27 protein-coding genes are annotated in these 22,890 nt (G+C 45.5%); 16 read left to right on the top strand and 11 right to left on the bottom strand.

From position 1 onward, the window contains the following. Positions 1–76 precede the first annotated feature (76 nt). Positions 77–319 (top strand): DUF3820 family protein, encoded by a 243-nt coding sequence (locus tag VC182_RS02040; protein ID WP_323484319.1) that lies wholly within the window; start codon positions 77–79, stop codon positions 317–319. Here VC182_RS02040 and VC182_RS02035 read toward each other — a convergent pair. Then, positions 311–1,333 carry a DNA/RNA non-specific endonuclease gene (locus tag VC182_RS02035; protein ID WP_323484318.1) on the bottom strand — a complete coding sequence of 341 codons (1,023 nt, stop codon included), beginning with the start codon at positions 1,331–1,333 and terminating at the stop codon, positions 311–313. The two genes, VC182_RS02040 and VC182_RS02035, sit on opposite strands and share 9 nt — an antisense overlap. 508 nt (positions 1,334–1,841) lie before the next feature. Here VC182_RS02035 and VC182_RS02030 point away from each other — a divergent pair. After that, positions 1,842–2,834, top strand: coding sequence for a lytic transglycosylase domain-containing protein (locus tag VC182_RS02030; RefSeq protein WP_323484317.1), 993 nt, complete (start codon positions 1,842–1,844; stop codon positions 2,832–2,834). 80 nt (positions 2,835–2,914) lie between these two features. On the opposite strand, the gene VC182_RS02025 is transcribed toward VC182_RS02030, so the two are convergent. After that, a complete protein-coding gene (locus VC182_RS02025) occupies positions 2,915–3,262 on the bottom strand; it encodes an FKBP-type peptidyl-prolyl cis-trans isomerase (RefSeq protein ID WP_072583173.1) in 348 nt (115 codons plus the stop codon). Positions 3,263–3,349: 87 nt separating this feature from the next. On the opposite strand from VC182_RS02025, the gene VC182_RS02020 reads away from it, so the two are divergent. Next, on the top strand, positions 3,350–4,366 hold the full coding sequence (locus tag VC182_RS02020; protein ID WP_323484316.1) for a DUF6352 family protein: 1,017 nt from the start codon (positions 3,350–3,352) through the stop codon (positions 4,364–4,366). Here VC182_RS02020 and VC182_RS02015 read toward each other — a convergent pair. Then, entirely contained in the window at positions 4,363–5,559 is a 1,197-nt protein-coding gene (locus VC182_RS02015) for an MFS transporter (RefSeq protein WP_323484315.1), read from the bottom strand. The two genes, VC182_RS02020 and VC182_RS02015, sit on opposite strands and share 4 nt — an antisense overlap. 236 nt (positions 5,560–5,795) lie before the next feature. Here VC182_RS02015 and VC182_RS02010 point away from each other — a divergent pair, with 236 nt between their 5' ends. From VC182_RS02010 to VC182_RS01990, 5 genes are all read left to right on the top strand, one after another. After that, a complete protein-coding gene (locus VC182_RS02010; RefSeq protein WP_323484314.1) occupies positions 5,796–8,030 on the top strand; it encodes an NADP-dependent isocitrate dehydrogenase in 2,235 nt (744 codons plus the stop codon). 99 nt (positions 8,031–8,129) lie between these two features. Further along, positions 8,130–8,537, top strand: coding sequence for a BLUF domain-containing protein (locus tag VC182_RS02005; RefSeq protein WP_323484313.1), 408 nt, complete (start codon positions 8,130–8,132; stop codon positions 8,535–8,537). 55 nt (positions 8,538–8,592) lie between these two features. Next, entirely contained in the window at positions 8,593–9,555 is a 963-nt protein-coding gene (gene msrP / locus VC182_RS02000) for a protein-methionine-sulfoxide reductase catalytic subunit MsrP (protein WP_323484312.1), read from the top strand. Between the two features lie 2 nt (positions 9,556–9,557). Beyond that, positions 9,558–10,118 (top strand): lipocalin family protein, encoded by a 561-nt coding sequence (locus tag VC182_RS01995; protein WP_323484311.1) that lies wholly within the window; start codon positions 9,558–9,560, stop codon positions 10,116–10,118. A gap of 18 nt (positions 10,119–10,136) precedes the next feature. Next, positions 10,137–11,060 carry an MBL fold metallo-hydrolase gene (locus VC182_RS01990; RefSeq protein ID WP_323484310.1) on the top strand — a complete coding sequence of 308 codons (924 nt, stop codon included), beginning with the start codon at positions 10,137–10,139 and terminating at the stop codon, positions 11,058–11,060. Between the two features lie 29 nt (positions 11,061–11,089). Here the strand turns inward: VC182_RS01990 and VC182_RS01985 are convergent, their stop codons facing one another. Continuing rightward, the gene (locus VC182_RS01985; protein WP_323484309.1) at positions 11,090–11,887 is read right to left on the bottom strand and encodes a hypothetical protein; all 798 of its coding nucleotides are present in this window, start codon (positions 11,885–11,887) and stop codon (positions 11,090–11,092) included. A gap of 56 nt (positions 11,888–11,943) precedes the next feature. Between VC182_RS01985 and VC182_RS01980 the strand changes: the two genes are divergently transcribed. Then, positions 11,944–12,714 (top strand): SDR family oxidoreductase, encoded by a 771-nt coding sequence (locus VC182_RS01980; RefSeq protein ID WP_072583164.1) that lies wholly within the window; start codon positions 11,944–11,946, stop codon positions 12,712–12,714. A 3-nt stretch (positions 12,715–12,717) separates the two neighbouring features. On the opposite strand, the gene VC182_RS01975 is transcribed toward VC182_RS01980, so the two are convergent. Next, positions 12,718–13,251, bottom strand: a complete 534-nt coding sequence (locus tag VC182_RS01975; RefSeq protein WP_323484308.1) for a DUF2889 domain-containing protein — start codon at positions 13,249–13,251, stop codon at positions 12,718–12,720. 102 nt (positions 13,252–13,353) lie between these two features. Between VC182_RS01975 and VC182_RS01970 the strand changes: the two genes are divergently transcribed. Together VC182_RS01970 and VC182_RS01965 are read left to right on the top strand one after the other, a co-directional pair. Beyond that, on the top strand, positions 13,354–14,079 hold the full coding sequence (locus VC182_RS01970; RefSeq protein ID WP_323484307.1) for a pseudouridine synthase: 726 nt from the start codon (positions 13,354–13,356) through the stop codon (positions 14,077–14,079). Positions 14,080–14,091: 12 nt separating this feature from the next. Beyond that, on the top strand, positions 14,092–14,382 hold the full coding sequence (locus VC182_RS01965; protein ID WP_083564246.1) for a 4a-hydroxytetrahydrobiopterin dehydratase: 291 nt from the start codon (positions 14,092–14,094) through the stop codon (positions 14,380–14,382). Here VC182_RS01965 and VC182_RS01960 read toward each other — a convergent pair whose 3' ends face one another. Next, entirely contained in the window at positions 14,383–14,598 is a 216-nt protein-coding gene (locus tag VC182_RS01960; protein ID WP_072583161.1) for a hypothetical protein, read from the bottom strand. It abuts the gene before it with no gap. Between the two features lie 142 nt (positions 14,599–14,740). Here VC182_RS01960 and VC182_RS01955 point away from each other — a divergent pair, with 142 nt between their 5' ends. The 4 genes from VC182_RS01955 to VC182_RS01940 all read left to right on the top strand — a co-directional run bounded on the left by VC182_RS01955 (position 14,741) and on the right by VC182_RS01940 (position 18,525). Continuing rightward, a complete protein-coding gene (locus tag VC182_RS01955) occupies positions 14,741–15,238 on the top strand; it encodes a (2Fe-2S)-binding protein (protein WP_323484306.1) in 498 nt (165 codons plus the stop codon). A 10-nt stretch (positions 15,239–15,248) separates the two neighbouring features. Next, entirely contained in the window at positions 15,249–17,480 is a 2,232-nt protein-coding gene (locus VC182_RS01950) for a xanthine dehydrogenase family protein molybdopterin-binding subunit (protein ID WP_323484305.1), read from the top strand. An 82-nt stretch (positions 17,481–17,562) separates the two neighbouring features. After that, positions 17,563–18,168: a protein-methionine-sulfoxide reductase heme-binding subunit MsrQ gene (locus VC182_RS01945; RefSeq protein WP_323484304.1), complete on the top strand. Its 606-nt coding sequence runs from the start codon at positions 17,563–17,565 to the stop codon at positions 18,166–18,168. A gap of 30 nt (positions 18,169–18,198) precedes the next feature. Beyond that, on the top strand, positions 18,199–18,525 hold the full coding sequence (locus VC182_RS01940) for a hypothetical protein (RefSeq protein ID WP_323484303.1): 327 nt from the start codon (positions 18,199–18,201) through the stop codon (positions 18,523–18,525). On the opposite strand, the gene VC182_RS01935 is transcribed toward VC182_RS01940, so the two are convergent. After that, complete coding sequence (locus VC182_RS01935) at positions 18,522–19,142, bottom strand: SOS response-associated peptidase (RefSeq protein WP_323484302.1); 621 nt, start codon at positions 19,140–19,142, stop codon at positions 18,522–18,524. The two genes, VC182_RS01940 and VC182_RS01935, sit on opposite strands and share 4 nt — an antisense overlap. An 84-nt stretch (positions 19,143–19,226) precedes the next feature. Between VC182_RS01935 and VC182_RS01930 the strand changes: the two genes are divergently transcribed. Next, entirely contained in the window at positions 19,227–20,069 is an 843-nt protein-coding gene (locus VC182_RS01930; RefSeq protein WP_237767757.1) for a peptidylprolyl isomerase, read from the top strand. A gap of 46 nt (positions 20,070–20,115) precedes the next feature. On the opposite strand, the gene VC182_RS01925 is transcribed toward VC182_RS01930, so the two are convergent. Genes VC182_RS01925 through fdxA form a run of 4 tightly spaced genes read right to left on the bottom strand, consistent with a single transcriptional unit; the run spans position 20,116 to position 22,846 of the window. Beyond that, positions 20,116–20,604 (bottom strand): dihydrofolate reductase, encoded by a 489-nt coding sequence (locus tag VC182_RS01925; protein WP_072583156.1) that lies wholly within the window; start codon positions 20,602–20,604, stop codon positions 20,116–20,118. An 11-nt stretch (positions 20,605–20,615) separates the two neighbouring features. Beyond that, on the bottom strand, positions 20,616–21,410 hold the full coding sequence (locus VC182_RS01920) for a thymidylate synthase (RefSeq protein ID WP_072583155.1): 795 nt from the start codon (positions 21,408–21,410) through the stop codon (positions 20,616–20,618). Between the two features lie 45 nt (positions 21,411–21,455). Next, entirely contained in the window at positions 21,456–22,502 is a 1,047-nt protein-coding gene (locus VC182_RS01915; RefSeq protein ID WP_323484301.1) for an NAD(P)/FAD-dependent oxidoreductase, read from the bottom strand. A gap of 20 nt (positions 22,503–22,522) precedes the next feature. Then, positions 22,523–22,846, bottom strand: a complete 324-nt coding sequence (gene fdxA / locus VC182_RS01910; RefSeq protein WP_216122099.1) for a ferredoxin FdxA — start codon at positions 22,844–22,846, stop codon at positions 22,523–22,525. Between the last annotated feature and the right edge of the window lie 44 nt (positions 22,847–22,890).

Here is a 22,890-nt window from a genome sequence, read left to right as displayed (position 1 = left end):
CTAATGAAAATAACCATGACTTAAAAAATGGCGGAATCTATAGGCCTATTCTTTTTTGCTTGTAAGATTTCCCCAAATGAACGCTGAGTCCTTGGAAAAATTGGTTTTAATGAAGATGCCTTTTGGTAAGCACGCAGGGCGTGCATTGGCTGATCTGCCGGGGAATTATTTGGCGTGGTTTGCCCGCGAAGGTTTTCCTAAGGGCGAGCTTGGTGAATTATTGGAATTAATGCATACCCTAGACCACAATGGTCTGCGTGGACTCTTGGCGCCAATTCAGCGGGCGCATGGCCTGCACGCTAAATCTAAATTACTTTGAGCGAATAATCAGTGTGACGCGATTACGTTCGTAAGTCACAGTTGCTGATTCTGGTGGACTACTTTGAATTAGGCCTGCCTTTAACTTGGCCTGCGATTCAATTTGTAAGGCAATCTGTTTTGCAAGAGTGTCATTGCGGTCATATTGAATCTGAATGCTAGCTATCTTGCCCGACTTGATATTGTTAATGACATCATTGAGCTTGCTGGGGGAGTAATCGTCAAAAAATATGGGATACCATCCGCCAACGAGAGTCTTTTGCCCCTTGATGTCATGGGTCTGTGCCGATGTATTGTTTGTATTACTGCCTTCACCTACAGGTAAATGAAAGTCAATTCCCGTCTTTTGTACTAACTCTTGATAGGGGATCGGCGGAGTCATAGTTGCTTCATTGGTGTTTTCAATCAAATATCCCCAAGCAGTATTTTTATTGGAGTCGTATACCAACTTATATAAGTGGCTGGGAATCGTTACGTGACTTCTGCCAATACTGCCGCGGTTTCCAATCGAACCCGTGAATACGTAAATGTCGCCAGCAGCTCTTTTCGCATAAGCCCTTGTTGGCTCCTCAACATTTTTGGCCCAGATTCCCTGATTGTTTTGCCTTGCCTGCGGCATCATATTAGCCAATGAGAAAGATTGAGCCATTGAGCGTTCTTTACTCATGTCGCCTGCTGGGGCGTTATGACCCCTATCAAAGCCGCTTCCGCGGTAATCTGAGAGCAGGGCCCGTTCGGAGAAGGGTAGTCTGGCTTCTTCGTAAAACTGATTACCTCTGCGCGGGTGCGGGGCGGAAAGCTGCTCCCGATTAAGCTTCTCAACGGTATAGATTGGCTTTTTATCCTGAGGAGAGTAGTAGATGGCAAAACTATCAAAGCATAGGTCACGCCCAGCTTGTGGACTTGTGGGTATTTGCTGGGCCGGAAATAGATCCTTGCAGTCTTCAAAAGCCGCAAGCGCATTTAATGAGGCGCAAATTGCTACAAGTGCAAGAAGGTTACGGATGAATTTCATGGGCTCTTAGTGTATGACCTCCACCTCCCATGAGCCCATATTTTTCATCTTGGGCTAGCTCCACAGCTAATAAGAATCAGAACTCTTGCGATATTTTTTTGTATATCAAAGTGCATGTTTTCTTGAAGAAGGTCTTGTAAATACTGTCTTGCAATAACATCTGCCTTGCCACTACCCCTAGAAAATTACAGACATGAAAGCACTAGATATATGATTTTTTGGTTTGAATTTTTGGCCAAAAACACAAAAAAGTCCTGTTTAAGCCAATTTTTTATAGAGTGAAATTAGTGCCCCCTAACTTACATAAGCTATTGATTTTATTGACTTATATATGTCTTTAGCTATCTGTATACGGGATCTCCCGGATTACTAGATCAATAAGTTATTGATTTCCACTTCTTTATTCTTGACTTGATATAAGAAACTTCTTAGGATGACCCATGTTTTTTAAATATTGCAATGCAGCATAAAACGGTAGTCTAGTTTTTTGAGGCCTTGCAAACAATGAATGAGTAAATGTTTAGTTAACAATTTGAGCGATATGCAGAATGCACAGTCAAGCGCTTTGACTGCTAAAGAGCTGCTGGCGCACGCCATGTCTCCGGTCTATAGAGTCATTAATGGCCTACTCGTTTTAACTGTGTTCATGGTTGTTGGTTTTTGGCTTTCAGGCAACGGTACTAATGCCGGCGCTTTTGATCTTGCACGCATTCTTGTTCCCGATGAGGCGCGCCATATGGTTTGGAGCAGCGGCTTTGGCATACTCAATCAATACAAAGAATCTAATGAGGTAGCAGCCGCACAAACCGCTGATACTGAGATTGCCGCAGTAATCTATGGCAAGTCTAAGATTCCTGCTTCAATTAGTTTGACTAGCGCCAAGCAGCAGACCGTAGCTTTGTTAATGCCCTCTGTGGCGCAAATGCAGGTGAAATCGATTTCTCATCTGTCTGACCGCATCCCAACTTCAAAGATGGACCCCCAGGCTTTGGATAGCAACTTAATGGGTTCGATTCAGAATCAACGTGCTGTAGCTGACTTCTTTGAGAAGAAATACAGTCTTGATCGTTCGAAGATTGAGGAGTATGTTTCAAACACGATTTTGATTGCAAAAGAAGTCAACATCGACCCAGTGCTTTTGTTGGCAGTAATCTCGGTGGAATCTAATTTCAACCCAAACACTAAGAGTCACGCCGGTGCTGAAGGTCTCATGCAAGTAATGACTGCAGTACATAAAGATAAATATGCAATCTTTGGCGGAACTTCTGAGGCTGCTAAGCCAGAAGTCAACATCCGTGTTGGCGCCTATATCTTGAAATACCTTATCGCTACAGCTGGTTCATTGCGTAATGGTCTGAAGTACTACGTTGGTGCTGCGAATGCCGAGGATGATGGCGGCTACGCGGACAAAGTGATGGCCGAAAGAAATCGTCTGATTGGTTTATGTCAAAATCGTTCGTCTAATCGCTTGACATTGAACGGCAAGGATCTGCGCTCTTAAGTTTTTAGATCTTAAGTAGATCAAAGTATATAAAAAGCCACCCAAGGGTGGCTTTTGTTTTGCTGCCGAATACGCGCGTCTTAGTTAACGCCGTGGAGCTCCACATCAAATACCAGGGTGGCATTTGGAGGAATAACGCCACCCGCACCGCGAGGACCGTAGCCCATCTCAGAAGGAATGATGAGTGTGCGTTTGCCACCAATTTTCATGCCAGCTACGCCTTCATCCCAGCCTTTGATCACATGACCAGCACCCAAGGGGAAGCTAAAGAGTTGGCCACGATCTAAGGAGCTGTCAAACTTTTGACCTTTATGGTCAGCAGCCTTCTCGTCATAAAGCCAGCCGGTGTAATGCACATCCACATGATTGCCTGCGGCAGCTTCTTTGCCTTCGCCCACAACAGTATCGATTTTTTTGAGTTCACTCATGATGTTTTCCTATTTCACACAAATTGATTGGCTAGTATATTCTGAGCTCTGTAAATCTCTTTGGTAATGATGCTTTAGCTAAAACGTATGACAAATTATTGGCCAAATTCTGCATATAGCACCCTGACCATCAGTTCTGATGATCAGTTGTTGGTGACGGATGACTTTTTGCGTATTTATATGGAGAGGCCGGAGCTCAAGCTGGTTCCCGAATCTTGCGCTATCGAACGTTCACTCCATCAGCGTTTAACTGACAACCCTCGTACAGATGTTGCTGATGATGAAATCTCGGCGATGGCTGATGAGGATATTCAGGAGAACTATCGCGTTTGGCTGCGCTACCGAAAGCGTTTATTAGCGGCAAGCTCCCTAGAGAACTTTTATATGAGTTTATTTAAAGGTGAGGGAGTGGACGTACCGCCTTTATTTATTGCTCAACTCGCCCAAATTTTCATTAGACATATCCTGGGTAACGATGCGCATCCACTAGAAGCCCGTATGGGCGAGCTCTTTTTCAGAACTCAGAAGATTACTGTTATCGAGGATGGCATCGTGATGGGCGCGGACGATGAAGTAGTTGCGCGCAATGCTCAGGCTAGCGATACGGGCAACATTATGGATTTGCTTAAAGGCAAGTCAATGACGATGCGTTCAGCTGATCTAGATGTGCTGCATGAAGACAATGCTGATACCTATTGGACTCGAAACGAAGATTTTGATTTAGCGGTTCAGCTCAATTTTGGGCATGAGCCTATTAATCATTTTTGTCGCGTTTTAGAGAAATGGATCAAACATTTCCTCGGAGTGAGTGTGCGCATTACCCCCATGCAGCAAATTACGGATCCTAAGTGGTCATGGCATGTTGGTCTAGATGCAGCCGCTACTGAAATACTTAATAAGCTTTACAACAAAGAGTTGGTAGAGGCAGATGAGTTGCAAAAGGTGATTTGTTTATTTCGCTTAGACTTTATCGATGAGGCTGCTGTAGCTCAAGCGCAGGCTGGTAAGCCGGTATATATGGCTATTGCCATGAACGACCAGCAGCAGCTGAAGTTAAAGCCACAAAACCTTTTGTTTAACTTGCCGCTAGCTAAAACTTCTTAGGCCGTCACTCGAGATTTTCTCCCTTGCTGAGCAAGCCAGAAAATTGCCAGACCGCTCACTACAACAGGGATGAGTGATCCCCAATTGAGGATGCTCCAACCATGTGAGGTGACTAGGGCACCTGACCCAAAAGAAGTGAAGGCCATAGTTCCGAAGACGAAGAAATTAATGGCAGCCTGTGCTTTGTCTCGCTCATTGGGTTGATAGGCAGTCATCGCTAGAGAGGTGGCGCCAGTAAATAAAAAGTTCCAACCAACACCGAGTAAAAATAAAGCGATAAAGAATTGATGGAGATCGGTTCCGGTAAGCGCGATTGCAATGCAGATGAAGTTCAGAAGCACCCCAGTCCCCATCACTTTTAATACCCCAAATCGTTGGATGAGTGATCCTGTAAAAAATCCGGGAGCAAACATGCCAATCACATGCCACTCTAGAACTAAAGCGGTGTCCGAAAATGGTAGCCCACAGATTTGCATTGCCAAAGGTGTGGCGGCCATGAGTAGATTCATGACCCCATACCCCAATGCTGCACCAATGATGGCAACCATAAAGACGGGCTGCTGGAGAATAACTTTCAGCGGGCGTCCATCAGTAAGGGCATGCTGAGTCTTAAGCTCTTGTGGAAACTGAATGAATTGCATCACGAAGATGCCGATGAATCCGGCAATGGATAGAGTGAGATAGGCCCCTAGAAAGGCGGTATCAAACAGATCTCGAGTCCAGGAGGCTAGATTAGGTCCAATGACTGCACCGAGGATGCCGCCAGCAAGCACCCAAGAGATCGCCTTATCGCGTTGACTCTGTTCTGTCAGTTCTGCTGCGGCAAAGCGATAGAGCTGCCCATTAGCGCTGTAATAGCCTGCAATAAAGGTCCCCAGCACCAACAGCCAAAAGTTTCTCGTGATGGCGGCGTAGGCGCATAGCAGTGCTGAGAGCATTGCTACTAGCAAGCCCAATTGGAATGAAACTCTGCGCCCAAAGTAGTTTTGAGATTTAGCCACAATGGAGGTAGAAAAGGCGCCCCCGACAACATAGCCCATGACGGGTAGGGTGGCCATCCAGCTGGCTGGCGCTAGGCTGAGCCCCACAAGCCCATTGATGGCGATAAAAGTGACGTTATTGGTGAGGAATAGCCCCTGACAAATGATCAGCAGCACCAGATTTTTATTGAGTAAAGGATGTTTGCTGGTCATGGCTTGCAGTGTACGTTGAATTTGAGGTCGAAGTTGTCTCGGTGGATTCCCTTAAATTGCCCTTTATTAGGCGCTTTAGGGTGCAAAACCACCATTTTTGCCAAGTCCGATGATTTAAAATGGAAAACTCGCCTCATTGGCAAAAGATGCGCTAAAAGCGACTTGCAAAATGTGGATTTGAGAGCGACAGGGTAAAAACCTGACTCTGTAATTTTTTCAATATTGAGGAAACATTCATGGCTTCAGAGAAATCAAAGATTATTTATACGCTGACAGATGAGGCGCCACTTTTGGCTACTCGCGCATTTCTGCCAATTATTCGTACTTTTGCAGCTCCTGCTGGCGTGGAGGTCGTGACGAGTGATATTTCAGTTGCCGCTCGTATCTTGGCTGAGTTTCCTGAATGCTTGACCCCTGAACAGCAAGTTCCTAATAACTTGGCTGAGCTAGGCAAAATGACTTTATTGCCTGATACCAACATTATTAAGCTCCCAAATATTAGCGCCTCTATTCCTCAGTTACTCGCAGCCATTAAAGAGTTGCAATCCAAAGGCTACAAGATTCCTGATTTCCCTGAAGATCCAAAAACGGATGAAGAAAAATCCATTCGCACTCGCTATTCCAAATGCTTGGGAAGCTCAGTAAATCCTGTATTGCGCGAAGGTAACTCTGACCGCCGTGCTCCCCCTGCTGTGAAACGTTACGCTCGTAAAAATCCACACTCGATGGGGGAGTGGAGTCAGGCGTCACGCACTCACGTATCTCATATGCATGGCGGCGATTTTTATGCTGGCGAGAAGTCCATGACCTTGACTAAGGCTTGTGATGTGAAGATGGACTTGGTGACAAAGAGCGGTAAGACTATCGTCCTTAAACCAAAGGTCTCTTTATTAGCTGGCGAAATTATCGACAGCATGTACATGAGCAAAAAAGCGTTATGCGAGTTCTATGAGAAAGAAATCGAAGACGCTTATAAGACCGGCATGATGCTGTCCTTGCACGTCAAGGCAACCATGATGAAGGTTTCTCACCCAATCGTGTTTGGTCATGCGGTAAAGATTTTCTATAAAGATGCTTTTGAAAAGCATGCCAAGCTGTTTGAAGAGTTGGGTGTGAATGCTAATAACGGTATGAGCAGTCTCTACGAAAAGATTAAAACTTTGCCAGAATCTAAGCGCGAAGAAATCATTCAAGACTTGCATGCCTGCCACGAGCATCGTCCAGCATTGGCGATGGTGGACTCTGCTAAAGGTATTACCAACCTTCATTCTCCAAGCGATGTGATCGTAGATGCTTCTATGCCTGCAATGATTCGTGCTGGCGGAAAAATGTGGGGTGCTGATGGTCGTTTGCATGACACGAAGGCAGTGATTCCAGAAAGTACCTTTGCCCGCATCTATCAAGAAATGATTAATTTCTGTAAGACACATGGCAACTTTGATCCAACGACGATGGGTACAGTGCCTAACGTCGGCTTGATGGCCCAACAGGCTGAAGAGTACGGTTCACATGACAAGACTTTTGAAATCCCAGAAGCTGGTGTAGCGCGCATCGTTGCCGATGATGGCACTGTATTGCTTGAGCAAAATGTGGAAGAGGGCGATATCTGGCGTATGTGCCAGGTTAAAGATGCGCCAATTCGTGACTGGGTCAAATTGGCTGTAAATCGCGCGCGTCTTTCTAATACTCCAGCAGTATTCTGGCTCGATGAATATCGCCCACACGAAGCTGAATTGATCAAGAAGGTGCATACCTACCTCAAGGATTACGATCTCACTGGTGTAGATATTCAAATCATGTCCCAGACTCGTGCAATGCGTTACACCTTAGAGCGCGTGATTCGTGGCAAGGACACGATTTCTGTGACGGGCAATATTTTGCGTGACTATCTCACCGACTTATTCCCAATTATGGAATTAGGTACTAGTGCAAAGATGTTGTCCATTGTGCCTTTAATGGCTGGCGGCGGCTTGTTTGAAACTGGCGCTGGTGGATCAGCTCCTAAGCACGTTCAACAATTGGTAGAAGAAAATCATTTGCGTTGGGATTCACTTGGCGAGTTCATGGCTTTAGCTGTATCTCTTGAGGATATTGGTGATAAGACAGGTAACAACAAGGTAAAAATCTTAGCCCGCACTTTGGATGAAGCGACTGGTAAGTTATTGGATAACAATAAGTCACCTTCACCACGAACTGGTGAGTTAGATAACCGCGGTAGCCAGTTCTACCTTGCTATGTACTGGGCTGAAGCATTGGCTGCTCAAACAGAAGATAAAGAATTGCAAGCGCACTTCGCTCCTTTGGCAAAATCTTTGATTGAGAATGAGCAAAAGATTGTGGATGAACTCAAAGCGGTTCAAGGTAAGCCAGCAGATATTGGCGGTTACTTTATGCCCGATTCTGAGAAGTTTGAAGCGGTAATGCGTCCTAGTGCTACTTTGAATGCAGCCTTAAAGGCAGCAAACGCATAATAGGTATAAGCGATAAGTATTTAAATTTTAAAATAGCTTTAGTATTTAAAGGCAAACCTTCGGGTTTGCCTTTTTTATTTATAAATCTTATTTTGAGACATGCCAAAACCAAAAGACCTGGTTGAATTGAGTTATCTGAGTGAAGCGGTCTCGGATATGTCTTTTCTTGGCTTAATGCGCTTGCTAGAATCGGCACGCGCGTTTAATCAAAAAAATGGTGTTACCGGCATTCTTTTGTATGACAACCAGCAGTTTGGTCAAATCATAGAAGGTGAGCACGCTAATGTCATGAAGGCCTGGAAACGCATTCAGGAAGATAAGCGCCATCATCGTGTTGAGCTGTTAGAAATTCGTGAAATTACTGAACGTAACTTTCCAGATTGGTTGCTGCGCTTTTACGGCGGAGAGACCCTCACTCGAGACTATCCGGCCCTCGCTGATATGGTTGGGGGTATGGATAAGCATAGTCTAGCTTTAATGAACAAAATGCGCGAAAGCCTATCTTAAGCAAGAAATTCCCATCGGTAGCAAAATAGGTTTATTACATTCATGGGGGTGCAACATGCGTTTTACTGATAAGACCATTCTTGCGGGTGATATCACTCCAAAAACCGTATTTGAAAACCGCCGTAACATTATCAAGACTGCTGCTGCAGGGGGTTTTGGAATGGCGCTGGCACCCTGGTTCTCTAGGGAAGCGCTTGCTGCCAGTCCGGAAAAGTTGGCAGCTACCCTTAATCCCGCCTATGCGAATAAGGATGATTTGACTGCCCTGAAGTACGTCACCAGCTACAACAACTTTTATGAGTTTGGTACTGATAAGGCTGATCCAGCGGCATATGCAGATTCTTTGCAGACAAGACCATGGACTATCTCGATCGAGGGCTTGGTCAAAAAGCCAATGACACTTGATATTGATGCCCTTCTCAAACTGGCCCCAATGGAAGAGCGAATTTATCGGATGCGCTGTGTTGAGGGTTGGTCTATGGTCATCCCTTGGGATGGTTACTCACTTTCTAAGCTCATTAATAAAGTCGAGCCACTGGGATCTGCAAAGTATGTGGAATTTATTTCCTTGGCAGATCGGAAACAAATGCCCGGAGTGAAGAGCAATATTATTGATTGGCCTTATCGTGAAGGCTTGCGCATGGACGAGGCGATGAATCCATTAACACTGCTGACTTTCGGCTTATATGGAGAAGTCTTGCCAAAGCAAAATGGTGCGCCAGTTCGCATAGTGGTGCCCTGGAAATACGGCTTTAAGAGCGCCAAGTCGATTGTCAAAATTCGCTTTACAGAAGAGATGCCTAAGACCAGCTGGAATCAGTTCGATGCGCGTGAATATGGCTTCTATTCCAATGTCAATCCTCAGGTAGATCACCCGCGTTGGAGTCAAGCGGTTGAGCGTCGCATTGGTGACCCCAAGGGAATGTTTGCACCAAAGATTAAAACCCAAATGTTTAATGGCTATGGTGAACAAGTAGCTAGTATGTATACGGGCATGGATCTGAAGAAGTACTATTAGTAATGAGCAAAATTTACTCATTACTTTTTAGTGCCTGCATTTTGTTGTTTCACTTTTCTGCTTATGGGCAGGGAAGTGATGCGCCTGTAAAGACGATCCCCTCTCTAGATGTACCGCGTTATTTGGGTACTTGGTATGAGATTGCTAAATATCCTAATTGGTTCCAGAAGAAGTGCGCTAGCAATACTAAGGCAGTCTATTCGGCTAGGGCTGATGGCACGCTAAAAGTGTTGAATAGCTGCAAGACGGCTGAGGGCGATATATCAGAGGCCGAGGGCACTGCAAGGCAGATTGGGGCAAAAGATTCTCCCAAGCTTGAAGTGCGATTCGCACCCGCGTGGTTGGCTTTTATCCCTTTGGTATGGGGCGATTATTGGGTGATTGATCTAGATGCTCAGTATCAAGTGGCTGTCGTGAGTGACCCTCGCCGTGAATATCTTTGGATTCTGTCCAGAACGCCAGAGTTAGACAAAAAAGTCTATGAAGATACCTTGGCGCGTATACAGACGCAGCAGTTTGATGTGCGTAAGTTAGAGCTAACTACTCAAGCAACTACAAAGTAAGTACAAAGCAACTCAGTTATGACTACGCATTTTCTGCCTCCTGGGATTGAAGTCTTTGAAAGAGGCTGGCTCTCCGCCAATAATATTTTTCACTTTGGTGAAAGTGATGTTTCCTTGGTGGACTCGGGATATTGTGCTCATCAAAATTTGACTATTGGTTTAGTTCAGAATGCTTTGCAAAAGCATCGCCTACTGAAATTAAATAAGATGGTCAATACCCACCTGCATTCAGATCACTGTGGCGGCAATGCTGCTTTAGTTGAGGCTTTTCATTGCGAGGTATACATTCCAGTTGCTGAAGCGATAGCAGTTAAAAACTGGGATAGCACTCTATTAAGCTACGATAACTTGGGGCAGGAGTGCCCACAGTTTCCGTATCAGGGTGTATTGGTTCCAGGCGAGGAAATATTGCTAGGAAGATATTTTTGGAAGATATTGGCGGCACCAGGGCATGATCCACACTCTGTCATGCTATATCAGGCGGATCATCGCATCTTGATTTCAGCAGACGCCCTATGGGAAGAGGGCTTTGGGGTTATTTTCCCAGAGCTCTGGGGGGAGGCGGGTTTTGAGGAGGTAGCACAAACCTTGGATCTAATAGAGGCCTTGCCAGTCAATCTGGTGATTCCTGGGCATGGCGCACCTTTTGTAGATGTTTCTAAATCTCTTGCCTCAGCAAGATCAAGATTGGATTACTTGGCCTCCGATCCAGATCGAAATGCACGCCACGGCGCTAAAGTATTGCTGAAATATCGTCTCTTGGAATGGCGCAGTCGTGATCTTGCGCAAGTGAATGAATGGATTGTGAAAACGCCGGCGTTAATGAGCGCAGCAAAAATGCTCAATATGAATATAGATGAATTTACGCAGTGGCTACCTAAGGCCTTGGTCAAATCTGGCGCAGCAAAAATAGAGAATAAGACCTTAGTTGACCTTGGTTGATCTTAACCAATCTTTTTTCATCATCTGCTTTAAAAGCTAAGTGAAATTTTGCCGTACACAGTCCAGTTGTAGAGTTGGTACGTTTGCACTACTTGCTTAGCTCCACCAATGGCGATTAGAAGGTTTTTATTAATGCGGTGAGTCACCATAGCGTCGATTGGCACAAACCAGCCACCACCTGCTGAGTTATATACAGCGCCATTTTCATCCCAGAAGCGAAGCTGTGTATTGGGACTCAGGTTTAGACCTACCGTTGGATAAAGCTCAAGATGATTATCAACTGGAGGCAAACTAGCGCTGGAGGGCGCCTTGCGATTGAAGCCCATCATGTATCTCGCGAGAGGCGAAATATCCGAAAGAATATTTTGACCACCACCTGAGGGTTTAAAGGAGGTGCTTACCTGAGGCCCTGCTAGCCATTGACCCGTGTTGCCGAGCGGGGCCAATATCCTGGCTCCAACATTTGCTAACCAATCAGCTTGACCACCCCAAATGGTGAGCATTGCATTGTTGGGTGAGTAAGTGCCGGTGGATTGTGCAGCAAGCGTTGGTCCATAGACGGCGGTATAAGCGGTATCCAACCTCATCGTGCCATGCCAGCTACCAAGATTTAAGGGGTTGTAATAGCGTAATTTAAGCGTATCAGCATAATTTCCAGATCCCTGGGCAGCATGGTAGTCCCAGAACTCCAGTATGTGATCTCGAGATCTTTCTTGGGATGCATTAACAAGCCCTAAAATGGGCGTGGAAGAGGGTTGCTCCGTGGCGCACACTATAACGGCAGGAATGCATAGCAAGGAGAAGGTGAGCGCACGCAGAAATACCATATAGGCATTAATATTAAATTACAAAATACTATTTACTAAAGATTTAAAGAGGAAGCATGGAACACACTGTATTGGTTACTGGCGCTACCGCAGGATTTGGAGAGGCAACTGCCCGACGCTTTTTAGCTCATGGTCACAAAGTGGTTGCGGTTGGCAGGAGGTTGGATCGTTTAGAGGCTCTAAAGAGCTCCTTACCTGCTGAGCAGCAGAAAAAACTTCACACCTTGGTACTGGATGTTTGTGACAGCACTCATGTAGACACTCTGGCCAGTACTTTGCCGGCAGAGTTTTCTAAAGTGACTGTTTTAGTTAACAACGCCGGTCTTGCTTTAGGTCTTGAGCCAGCTTACCAAGCAAAGATTTCCGATTGGGATCAAATGATTGATACCAATATTAAAGGTTTAGTTCACATGACTAGGGCCTTTTTACCTGGAATGGTTGAGCGTAAATGCGGTCACGTTATTAATATAGGATCGGTAGCAGGTCTGTATCCCTACCCCGGCAGTAATGTATATGGTTCTACGAAAGCATTTGTTAAGCAATTTAGTTTAAATTTGCGCGCTGACTTATTGGGAACGCCCTTGCGCGTCACCTGTGTTGAACCAGGCTTAAGTTCGGGTACCGAGTATTCGAATGTTCGCTTTAAGGGTGATGATGAAAAAGCAGATAAAGTCTATGAAGGTGTTCACGCCTTAAGTGCGGATGATATTGCGGAAGCAATTTATTGGACTGCTACTTTACCTGCGCATATGAATATCAATGCCCTTGAAGTGATGCCGGTTCAGCAATCATTTGCTGGCACAACCTTGCATCGAGGCGCCCTATAAGGTCTACGGCTTCCATTGATAAAACTTGGGGTACACGCGCATGACTACGGGGCCATCAAAGTCCCATGACTTGCAGGTGCCCAAGTAAAGCGGTGGCTTATCGCCATTCGGATCAAAGAATGCCCCTGGAATGGATTGATAAGCTGCGGTAGCAAGGTTGAAGAGAAGTTCGCGCAAATGCGTGCAGCCTTTAATTCCACCAAGGTGGTTATCAATCGTTTTTCGCCAGCCCTTACCTAGCCGCTCTCCAATGAGGGAATCCATCGGCGGAATAGCTGCTGTGCATTCTGCATGGGGTTGCCCATCCATGACTGCTTCAATCCCTTTGATGACAAACTCTTTATCAAGCGTGACTCGTACCCACATATCATGAAAGGCTTCGCCCGGCTGCCAGGTTTTTGCACTTGTTTGAAAAGGGTTTGTCTTGAAATCTTTGAGATGACCCTCGATATCCCATAAACCATCTTCCCTTGCATAACCCTGAAAAGTAATTTCTCGGGTATGTAATAGGGAGCGTGGTTTTGGGGTGGATAGCATGGTGATGGGATTATTTAATTGAGGGTTATCTAATGATAATGAATTGCAGCATATGAATACTCAACTCAATGGGGGCCTGCTCTGTAGTATGCTCTGCAGCATATGGCAAAACCTATTTCCCTAGAAAAAATTCTTTTTAGCCAAGGCTTTGGCACCCGTCGCTATTGCAGTGATTTGGTATATGCCGACCTAGTTAAAGTGAACGGCGCGTTGGCTGATGACCCGGAAGAAAGAATTGCCACCGACAATCTGATGCTGAACGTAGAGGGTAAAGACTGGGAGTATCACGAGAAAGCTTATCTTGCTTTTAATAAGCCAGCGAATTACGAGTGCTCGCATAAAACGACACACCATCCCAGTGTTTATAGCTTGCTACCAAGTCCTTTTGTTGAGCGAGGACTCCAATGCGTTGGGCGCCTGGATTATGACACCACCGGATTGCTCTTGATCTCGGATGATGGTCAGTTTATTCATAAGATGACGACCCCAAAGAAAAATATTGGTAAGGTCTATGAAATCACAACACCAGAGCCGATTACGCAAAAACAAATTGATCATTTGATGAGTGGCGTTGTGCTTGATGATGACCCAAAACCTTGCTATGCCACAGCATGCAAGCAAGTATCTGAACATGTCCTAGCAATGACGATAGTTGAAGGGCGCTATCACCAGGTAAAGCGTATGATGGCAGCTGTTGGAAATCATGTCGCCAAACTGCACCGTACTGAAATTGGGGCATACCGAATGCCTACAGATTTGGCAGAAGGTGAATGGCGCTGGCTCTATCCAGAAGACTTAAAGCAACTCTCCCAAAGCGTCTCCACTTAAAGGCAGTCCATCTTGATAGTTAATGGTTTTGATTTAGAAAAAGAAATTCCCTTATGGTCTTTAGAGCTTGAGAGTAAGGCAATAGCACGCAAGTTTGTTTTTGCGGACTTTCAGCAAGCTTTTGAATTTATGACGCTATGCGCACAGTACGCTGAAAAAATAGATCACCATCCTGATTGGTCCAACTCTTGGAATACGGTTTCAGTCAAGCTCACTACCCATTCAGCTGCTACCTTAACTACATTAGATATTCAGTTGGCAAAGGCAATGGATTCCTTTGCTTCCCAAGTGAAGCGCGACTAATTAGTGCTCTTCACCTTCGTGTTCTTCCTCATTCATGCTCATGAGGATGGTGGCTAGCAAGCCATAGACTACTTCGGTGGAGATCATCCCGTCTTCATCTAGATCATCAATTAAGTCATTTAGACGATCCTCGGTTGGCTCGTTAAGCAAGGTCATTGCGCACTCGCACCCATAGTCAAAATCTTCATCATTCTGGGTTTGGTTTTCTTCGGTCATATTTATCCTTAATTGAGCTTTCAGGATAGCAAATTACAGCCCAATTCGATAGGGTTTTGCCCTAGACCGAGACATTTATGTGCGAGCGCAAAAAGTCCAGAATGATTTATAGTCTTTTTAAAAGAAAACCATAGGAGACAACATGCAATTAGACATTAATGGTCAGGTTCAGAATATTGATGTGGAGCCAAATATGCCTTTGTTGTGGGCTATTCGGGAGGTGGTAGGACTCACTGGTACGAAGTATGGCTGTGGAGTTGCGCAATGCGGAGCCTGTACCGTCTACCTCAATGGTGAGCCAGTACGTTCTTGTTCAATTCCAGTATCTGCTGTTGGTAAAGCCAAAATTACTACCATTGAAGCACTCTCTAAAAACAATACGCATCCAGTACAGCAAGCATGGGTTGCACTCGATGTGCCTCAGTGCGGTTATTGCCAATCAGGCCAAATCATGGCAGCAGCCGCTCTTTTAAAGAGAAATCCAAAACCCACTGATGCCGATATCGATAATGCCATGGGTAATCTATGCCGTTGTGGAACGTACCAAAAAATTCGGGATGGAATTCATGTTGCTTCTGGACAAAAGAAATTGGTGGATGTCTTGGCGCAGTACAACGCTACTCCTGCGACACGTGGTTAAGGAGAAGAACATGACAACTATAAATTTAACTCCCAATTTAGAAAACACCTCCCGTCGTGATTTCATCATCAAAGGCACTATGCTGGGTGGCGGACTCATGCTGGGCATAGGCGCCTTGCCTGATTTAGCATTTGCTCAAGCAGGCTCTAAATACGATCCAAATACACCGCTGCAAGCAGGTGAAGCTGAAGTCAATGCTTGGGTTAGCATTAAACTGGACGATACCGTCTATATCAGAATTGCTCGCTCGGAGATGGGTCAAGGAACACGTACAGGCCTTGCTCAATTAGTTACTGAAGAACTCGAGTGCAATTGGAAAAAGGTTAAAACTCAGTCAGCTACTCCAGGACAAAGTTTGGCGCGCAAACGCGTTTGGGGTGAGCACGGTACTGGTGGTAGCCGCGGCATTCGGATCTCTGAAGATTATGTGCGTCGTGGCGCAGCAGCGGCTCGCATTATGTTGATGCAGGCAGCGGCTAATCAATGGAATGTTCCTGTTGCAGAGTTGACAGTAGACAAGGGTGTGATCACTCATAAAGCAACGGGTCGCAAAACGACCTACGGCAAAGTAGCTGAGCTAGCATCTGCCTTAACCCCGCCTGATCCAAAGTCGATTACCTTGCGAGATCCTAGGGATTGGAAAGTTGCCGGACAGCCTTATGCGCGTATCGATACTGCCAATAAGGTTAATGGATCAAAAATATATGGCATTGATTTACAGTTTCCAGGAATGCTTTGTGCTTCTGTGAAGGCCTGCCCTGTATTTGGCGGCAAATTGGTAAGTTATGACGAAGCCAAAATTAAAGAGATGCGTGGTGTAAAGGGTGTGGTTAAGATCGACGACAGCACTATAGCGGTAGTCGCTGATACCTGGTGGCATGCCAATACAGCGCTTAATGCGTTGCCTATCGTTTGGGATGAGGGTAAAGCGGCCAGCGTCTCCCAAGATGGTATTAATAAAATGTTGCGCGATGGTTTGGATGAGGAAGGTGACTTTTGGCAGCGTAAGGAGGGTGATGCGCCTGCTGCCATCAATAGTGCTGCCAAGAAAGTAGAAGCCATTTATTACACACCTTATCGTGCTCACGTCACGATGGAGCCTATGAATGCCACCGTCAAAATCACTGGCGATCGTGCAGAGGCTTGGGTGCCAACCCAAAATGGTGAGGGTTCTCACGCAGCTTTATCTGAAGCTACTGGCTTACCACTCGCAAATTGTGAAGTGTATAAATTAGATTCAGGTTGCGGCCTAGGTCGTCGTGGATCGACGCAAGACTTCACAACCTTTGCTGCCAAAGTGGCGCAAAAATTTCCAGGGGTGCCGGTCAAGGTGATCTGGAGTCGTGAAGAAGATATGACTCATGATTACTATCATCCGATTGCTATGGCAAAGATGACTGCTGGTATTGACGGCTCTGGCAATGTCACTGGTATGCACATCAAGGTTGCAGGTCAGTCGATTAATGCCACATTAGCACCTCAGGCCATTAAAAATGGTAAAGATGAACGTCAGCTCCAAGGCTTTTATGAGAAGGGCCCTGATGCTCAGCTGGGCTACACCTTCCCGACACTCTTAACAGAGTATGTGATGAAGAATACTCATGTGCCGGTTGGCCCATGGCGTGGCGTAAACACCAACCAAAACGGCATCTTCATGGAATGCTTTATGGATGAGTGCGCTAAGGCAGCAGGTAAGGATCCTGTGAAATTTAGGCAGGCGCTTATGCAAAGTCATCCAAAGCATTTGGGAGTGCTCAATGCTGCTGCGAAGAAGGCGGATTGGGATAAGCCTTTACCAGCAGGAACCTATCGTGGCGTTGCTCAGTTTATGGGCTATGCCAGCTACTCTGCTTGTGTTGCTGAAGTGACTGTACAGAATAATGTAGTGAAGGTTACGCGCTTGGTATTTGCTTTAAATTCTGGGCATGTCGTTAACCCCTACTTAACTCGAGAGCAAATTGAAGGTTCTGTGGCGATGGCATTGGGCGCAATCTTCTTACCAGAGATCTCGGTAGAAAAAGGCCGCATCAAACAGCAGAATCTGGATACCTACCCAATATTGAAGTTATCGGCCACACCAAGAGTTGAAACAGTTTTAGTGCCGAGTTTTGATTTTTGGGGTGGAGTGGGTGAGCCAACGATCTGCGTAGTTGGCCCCGCCGTTGCGAATGCCATTTCTGCTGCGATTGGTAGACCAGTTCGAAACTTCCCGCTGAGCAAGGAAGGTCTGAGTTTGGCTTAGTTTTAGCTTAAGTTTTAATCGTATTGCAATTAATTAAACGACCCCATTGATTCTGAATCAATGGGGTCGTTTAATATGGCTTATGAATTTGATTAAGACATCGGTCTTCTTGCTTTCTTTGCTGCCCTTAGCTCGCTTAGTTTGGCTTGGCGATCACGAAGGTTTGGGTGCTAATCCAATCGAATTCATCACCCGCTCTACTGGTACTTGGGCGTTAGTCTTTTTATGTATTACGTTGGCGATGACCCCCTTACGCTTAATTACGGGCTTGTCTGCTTGGATTAAGTTGCGTCGCATGTTGGGACTCTTTTGTTTCTTCTATGCCTGCATGCACTTTTCGATTTGGTTCTGGTTGGATCAGAATTTAAATATTCAGTCCATGTGGAGTGATGTTGTAAAGCGCCCCTTCATTACGATGGGCTTTCTGACTTTGGTATTGCTTGTCCCATTGGCAGTGACATCAAATCATTGGGCAGTTCGTCAGCTTGGTAGACGTTGGACTTTATTGCACAAGCTTGTGTACTTGATCGCATGCACTGCAATAGTTCACTATTGGTGGCACAAGGCAGGTAAAAATGATTTGGAAACAGTCTCGATTTATGCGGCAGTTATTTTTCTATTGCTGATGTGTCGCATCCCAGCGGTCAGAAAGATCCTCCAGAGTTACCGAAGTAATTCGCTTAGATGAAGTAATGGCTGCTGCCATACAATGAGTCTCATGAATACATTCTTTTCGAAGCTGAGCCCACTCCTGTTGTTGATGAGTGTTTTCGCTTGTTCCCAAACTCCTCCCTTGCCTCCTGGGTCGACCACTTATTCCCCATATACTCCCGGGCAGGTTCAGGAATTTAACCAGCAGCCCATGTCGCCAGTAGAAGGGCCATTTGGTCCAGTTGATCCAAGAGCCGAAGATCTTCGTATAGCTAAAGAACGCGCAATGGATTCAAAATTTTATAATCAACCAAATGGTGAGGAAGAGGCTGAGTCTATAGAAACCCAATCAGCCGATCCTTATCAAGCCACAAGGCCTGTGATCACTTTCTAGGCTAGCGTTAGCTCAGGAATAGAGTCTATTTGCAATAGCGCTTGTGCTTCCTCTGGAGTGGCATTGAGCCATGCTTTAAAAAGTTCAGGTCGCAAGGGAACCACAGTACGTTTCTCATCCTCAGATTTATGCATACGCTTCATCACTGGGTGATTGCTAGCATCGATAGTGAGCATAGAAAAAGAAACGATCAGTTCACCGGTTTCTGGTTCAGTCCAAGTATCCCAGATAGAGGCAATGGCCATTGGTTCGTGATTGGATTGCTTGATAGCAGTACGGACTGCCTTACCAGATTCATAACAAGGCTCATAAAAAGCATCCGCTAGGGCTAAGGCGTAATGTCGCTTAGCCCAGGCGAATTTATAAGAAGGCTTTTCAGCTACCGTTTCAACTCTCGCGTTATAAGTTTTTCTGCCGAAGGTTTCTTCTTTAGCCCACGATGGCAACAGGCCAAAGCGTGCTAAGCCGATTGCGGTACGGTCGACATTATGACTTTTGAGGATGATGGGCCCTGGATGGGTTGGGAATACATCATGAGTCGTTGATATCGGTAATTCGAGGTCAAAGTGGGCTTTTACCCAATCAATATTTACGGTAGTGAGATATTGAACACACATATCGCTATTTTACTGCGCCTTATTGCTCTTGATCCCATACCTACTGGTAGTATTGAGGCTAAATTTTAGAAAGATATCCTCCTTATGAAACCTTTTGTCTCTGTTTTGAATCCAATGATCGTTCGTTTAATCGCTGCAGGCTTGTTGACCGGTGCACTTGTTGGCGGTGCTTATGCCCAGCAGAGTGGTTTACCCATTAATGCTGCAGCCTCTGTTAATGGAATCATTATTACTAATGATATGGTAGAGCAGGGAATTAAAGTGGCGCTTTCACAAGGGCAAAAAGATTCTCCAGAGTTACGCAAAGTGGTGATCGAGAAATACATTGAAGTACTACTGCTTTCACAACAAGCAGAAAAAGATGGTTTAGCAAACTCAGAAAAAGCCAATACACAACTGATGATGATTCGTCAAAATTATTTGGCAGATTTAGAGCTGTCAACTTATATGGCTAAAAATCCAATCACCGAAGCAGATGTTCAGGCTGAATACAACAAGGAGATTGCCTCCTTGGGCCCTCAGGGCATGATTGCCGAATATAAAGTGAGTGATCTTGCAGTAGCTAGCGAAGCCGATGCTCAAGCTGCCTTGGCACGTATTAAGAAAGGCGAGCCATTTGATAAGGTTGCCAAGAGTGTTTCATTGGCCCCAAACAAAGTACAGGGCGGTGCAGTGGGCTGGGTTCAGCCTGGTCAAGTGGCTCCACAATTAGCTTCTGTATTGGCAACCCTTTCTAAGGGCCAGGTTTCACCAGCGCCAATTCAGATGCAACAAGGTTGGTATTTAATCAAGCTGGAAGATAAGAAATCAAGCAAGCCACCAACATTCGAGCAAGCTAAGGCGGGTATTCTTGCCGGCATGACACAAAGAAAGCAGTACGAATTCTTGGGCCAGATTGCAAAAGATGCAAAGATTGTGGTTCAGTAAAAGCGGCAATACTTTAATGTGAAGAAGGACTCCAAGGAGTCCTTTTTTATTTCCGTTCTAGTGTAATGAAGCTAAAGTTAACATCACCTTCGGATCCAGGGGTGCGCTCTACTTCTTTCCAATCCGATTCATTGGGAACTTCAAAAAAGGTATCGCCACCCTCAATATCTATATCGATCTCAGTAATATAGAGTCGATCTGCTTTCGGAAAGGCCTGCGTGAAGAGTTGCTCACCGCCAATGACAAAAACACGTGGGAACTCACTTAAACTCTTTAAAGCTTCATCGAGTGATCCGACTAATTCGCCACCAGTAGCTTGATAACTTGCATTGCGGCTCACTACGATGTTGCGACGTCCAGGAAGTGGGCGTCCAATGGATTCCCAGGTCTTACGACCCATGATCACAGGGTGCCCCATGGTCACGCGCTTAAAGAACTGCAAATCAGCCGAGATCTTCCAAGGCATTTGATTGTCGCGGCCAATGACGTGATTGCGTGAGCGCGCAACAATCATAGAAATAGCAGGTTGAGTCATAAGTAGGATTCTTAAATGGCTACAGGAGCTTTAATGTGAGGATGAGATTCATAGCCGACGATTTCGAAGTCTTCAAACTCATAATCAAAGATTGAATCAGGCTTGCGCAAAATATTAAGCTTAGGTAAGGGGAAGAAGTTCCTCGATAACTGAAGTTCCACTTGTTCTAGATGGTTACTATATAAATGACAGTCACCACCCGTCCAAACAAAGTCACCCACTTCCAGGTTGCATTGTTGCGCCATCATATGCGTTAGCAATGCATAGCTGGCAATATTAAAGGGCACGCCCAAGAAGATATCCGCACTACGTTGGTAGAGCTGGCATGACAACTTGCCATCGGCCACATAAAACTGAAAGAAGGCGTGACAAGGTGCTAAAGCCATGCGAGGAATATCAGCCACGTTCCAAGCAGAAACAATAATGCGACGCGAGTCTGGATTCTTTTTAATGGTCTCTACTACTTCTGAGATTTGATCGATATGCTGACCATTCGGCGCAGGCCATGAGCGCCACTGATAACCATAGATAGGACCCAAATCACCATCGGGTGCTGCCCATTCATTCCAGATGGATACGCCGCGTTCTTTCAGCCAGTTATTGTTCGTGCTGCCTTTGAGGAACCAGAGTAATTCATAGATGATTGACTTCAAGTGAAGCTTTTTGGTGGTCACCATGGGGAAGCCATCGGCTAAGTTAAAGCGCATCTGGTGGCCAAATACGGAGACCGTGCCGGTTCCGGTCCTGTCGGACTTTTGAACCCCCTTGGCGAGGACTTCTTTCATGAGATCGTGATATTGACGCATATAGATTGGCTAAAAGTGGTTATGTATTAATGAATTAAGGATAGCTTACTCGAATGTGGGCGACTTCACTCCCAAGGCTTTGTGAAGCTTGGGGGAGGTGGTTGTGTACTGGAGTTGAATCTGTTTTTCGGGGTTTAGGTATGCTGCCGCAGCAAAGGCGGCAAGAGCTGCCTCATGAAATCCAGACAGGATCAATTTTTTCTTACCGGGGTAGACATTGATATCGCCAACAGCGTAAATCCCAGGAGTACTGGTTTGAAATTTCTCGGTATCAACGCAGATTTGTTTGCGATCGATATTTAGACCCCATTCGGCGATCGGGCCTAACTTAGGAGAGAGTCCATAAAATACCAAAAGATCATCTAGGGGAATATGTCTAGATTCGCCACCAATGTTGGTGAAGACTATTTCAGTGAGACGACCCTCTTTTGCTTCGAAGCCGGTCACTTGTCCGATGAGAAGGTGCAGCTGTTTATTAGCGCAAAGTTCGCGCATTCTAGCAATCGATTTTGGCGTAGCCTTGAAGTCATCACGACGATGAATTAAGGTAACGCTAGCCGCAATTTCAGAAAAATGAATTGCCCAATCTAAAGCCGCATCTCCACCACCACAAATCACAATTCTTTTCCTCGCAAATTGCTCGGGATTTTTAACGTGATAGAAGAGTTGTTTGTCCACAAAGGCATCAATGCCCTCAAGGTTGATGGTACGTGGCTGAAAGGCCCCAACACCACCAGCAATGAATACAGATCTACTTAGAAAGTGATTGTCTTGCGAGGTGCTAATGAGAAAGCGGCCATCGGCTTGGGGTTCAACCTTGGTAACCTCTTGACCCAAATGAAATTGAGCGCCAAAGGGTGCAATTTGCTTTAGTAAATTGTTAGTGAGTTCGCGTCCAGTACAAATTGGAATAGCGGGGATATCGTAAATGGGTTTATCGGGATACAACTCAATGCATTGACCGCCAACCTCTGGAAGTGAATCAATGACATGTACTTTGATTTCCAGAAGGCCTAATTCAAAAACCTGAAAGAGACCCACAGGACCGGCTCCAATGATGACAGCATCGGTTTCTATAGGTTTATTCGACACCAATTTCTTTGGCTAGAAAATTACTTTACTAGCTGATCAAGTTTGTTTTTAACATCTTTCCATTCTTCGGCATCCGGAAGAGCTGCTTTGGACTTAGTAATCGAAGTCCAAGAAGGGGAAAGTTCAGCATTGAGTTTGATGAATGCCTGTTGGTCACCAGGGACATCATCTTCAGCGTAAATAGCGTTAACAGGACACTCTGGAACGCAAACTGCGCAATCGATGCATTCATCTGGATCAATCACTAAAAAATTAGGACCTTCGCGAAAGCAGTCAACTGGGCAAACATCAACGCAGTCGGTGTATTTGCAACGGATACAGGCTTCGGTAACAACGTAAGTCATGGTGGTTTTGTTTCAAGAGCCCCAAAAAGCCGGGTGCTTAGTTA

Origin of the sequence: Polynucleobacter sp. AP-Nickl1-40-C4, assembly GCF_035012665.1 — a bacterium.
GTDB lineage: Bacteria > Pseudomonadota > Gammaproteobacteria > Burkholderiales > Burkholderiaceae > Polynucleobacter.
The sequence above is the reverse complement of the archived record's forward strand: the minus strand, read 5'-3'. Positions and strand labels throughout refer to the sequence as shown.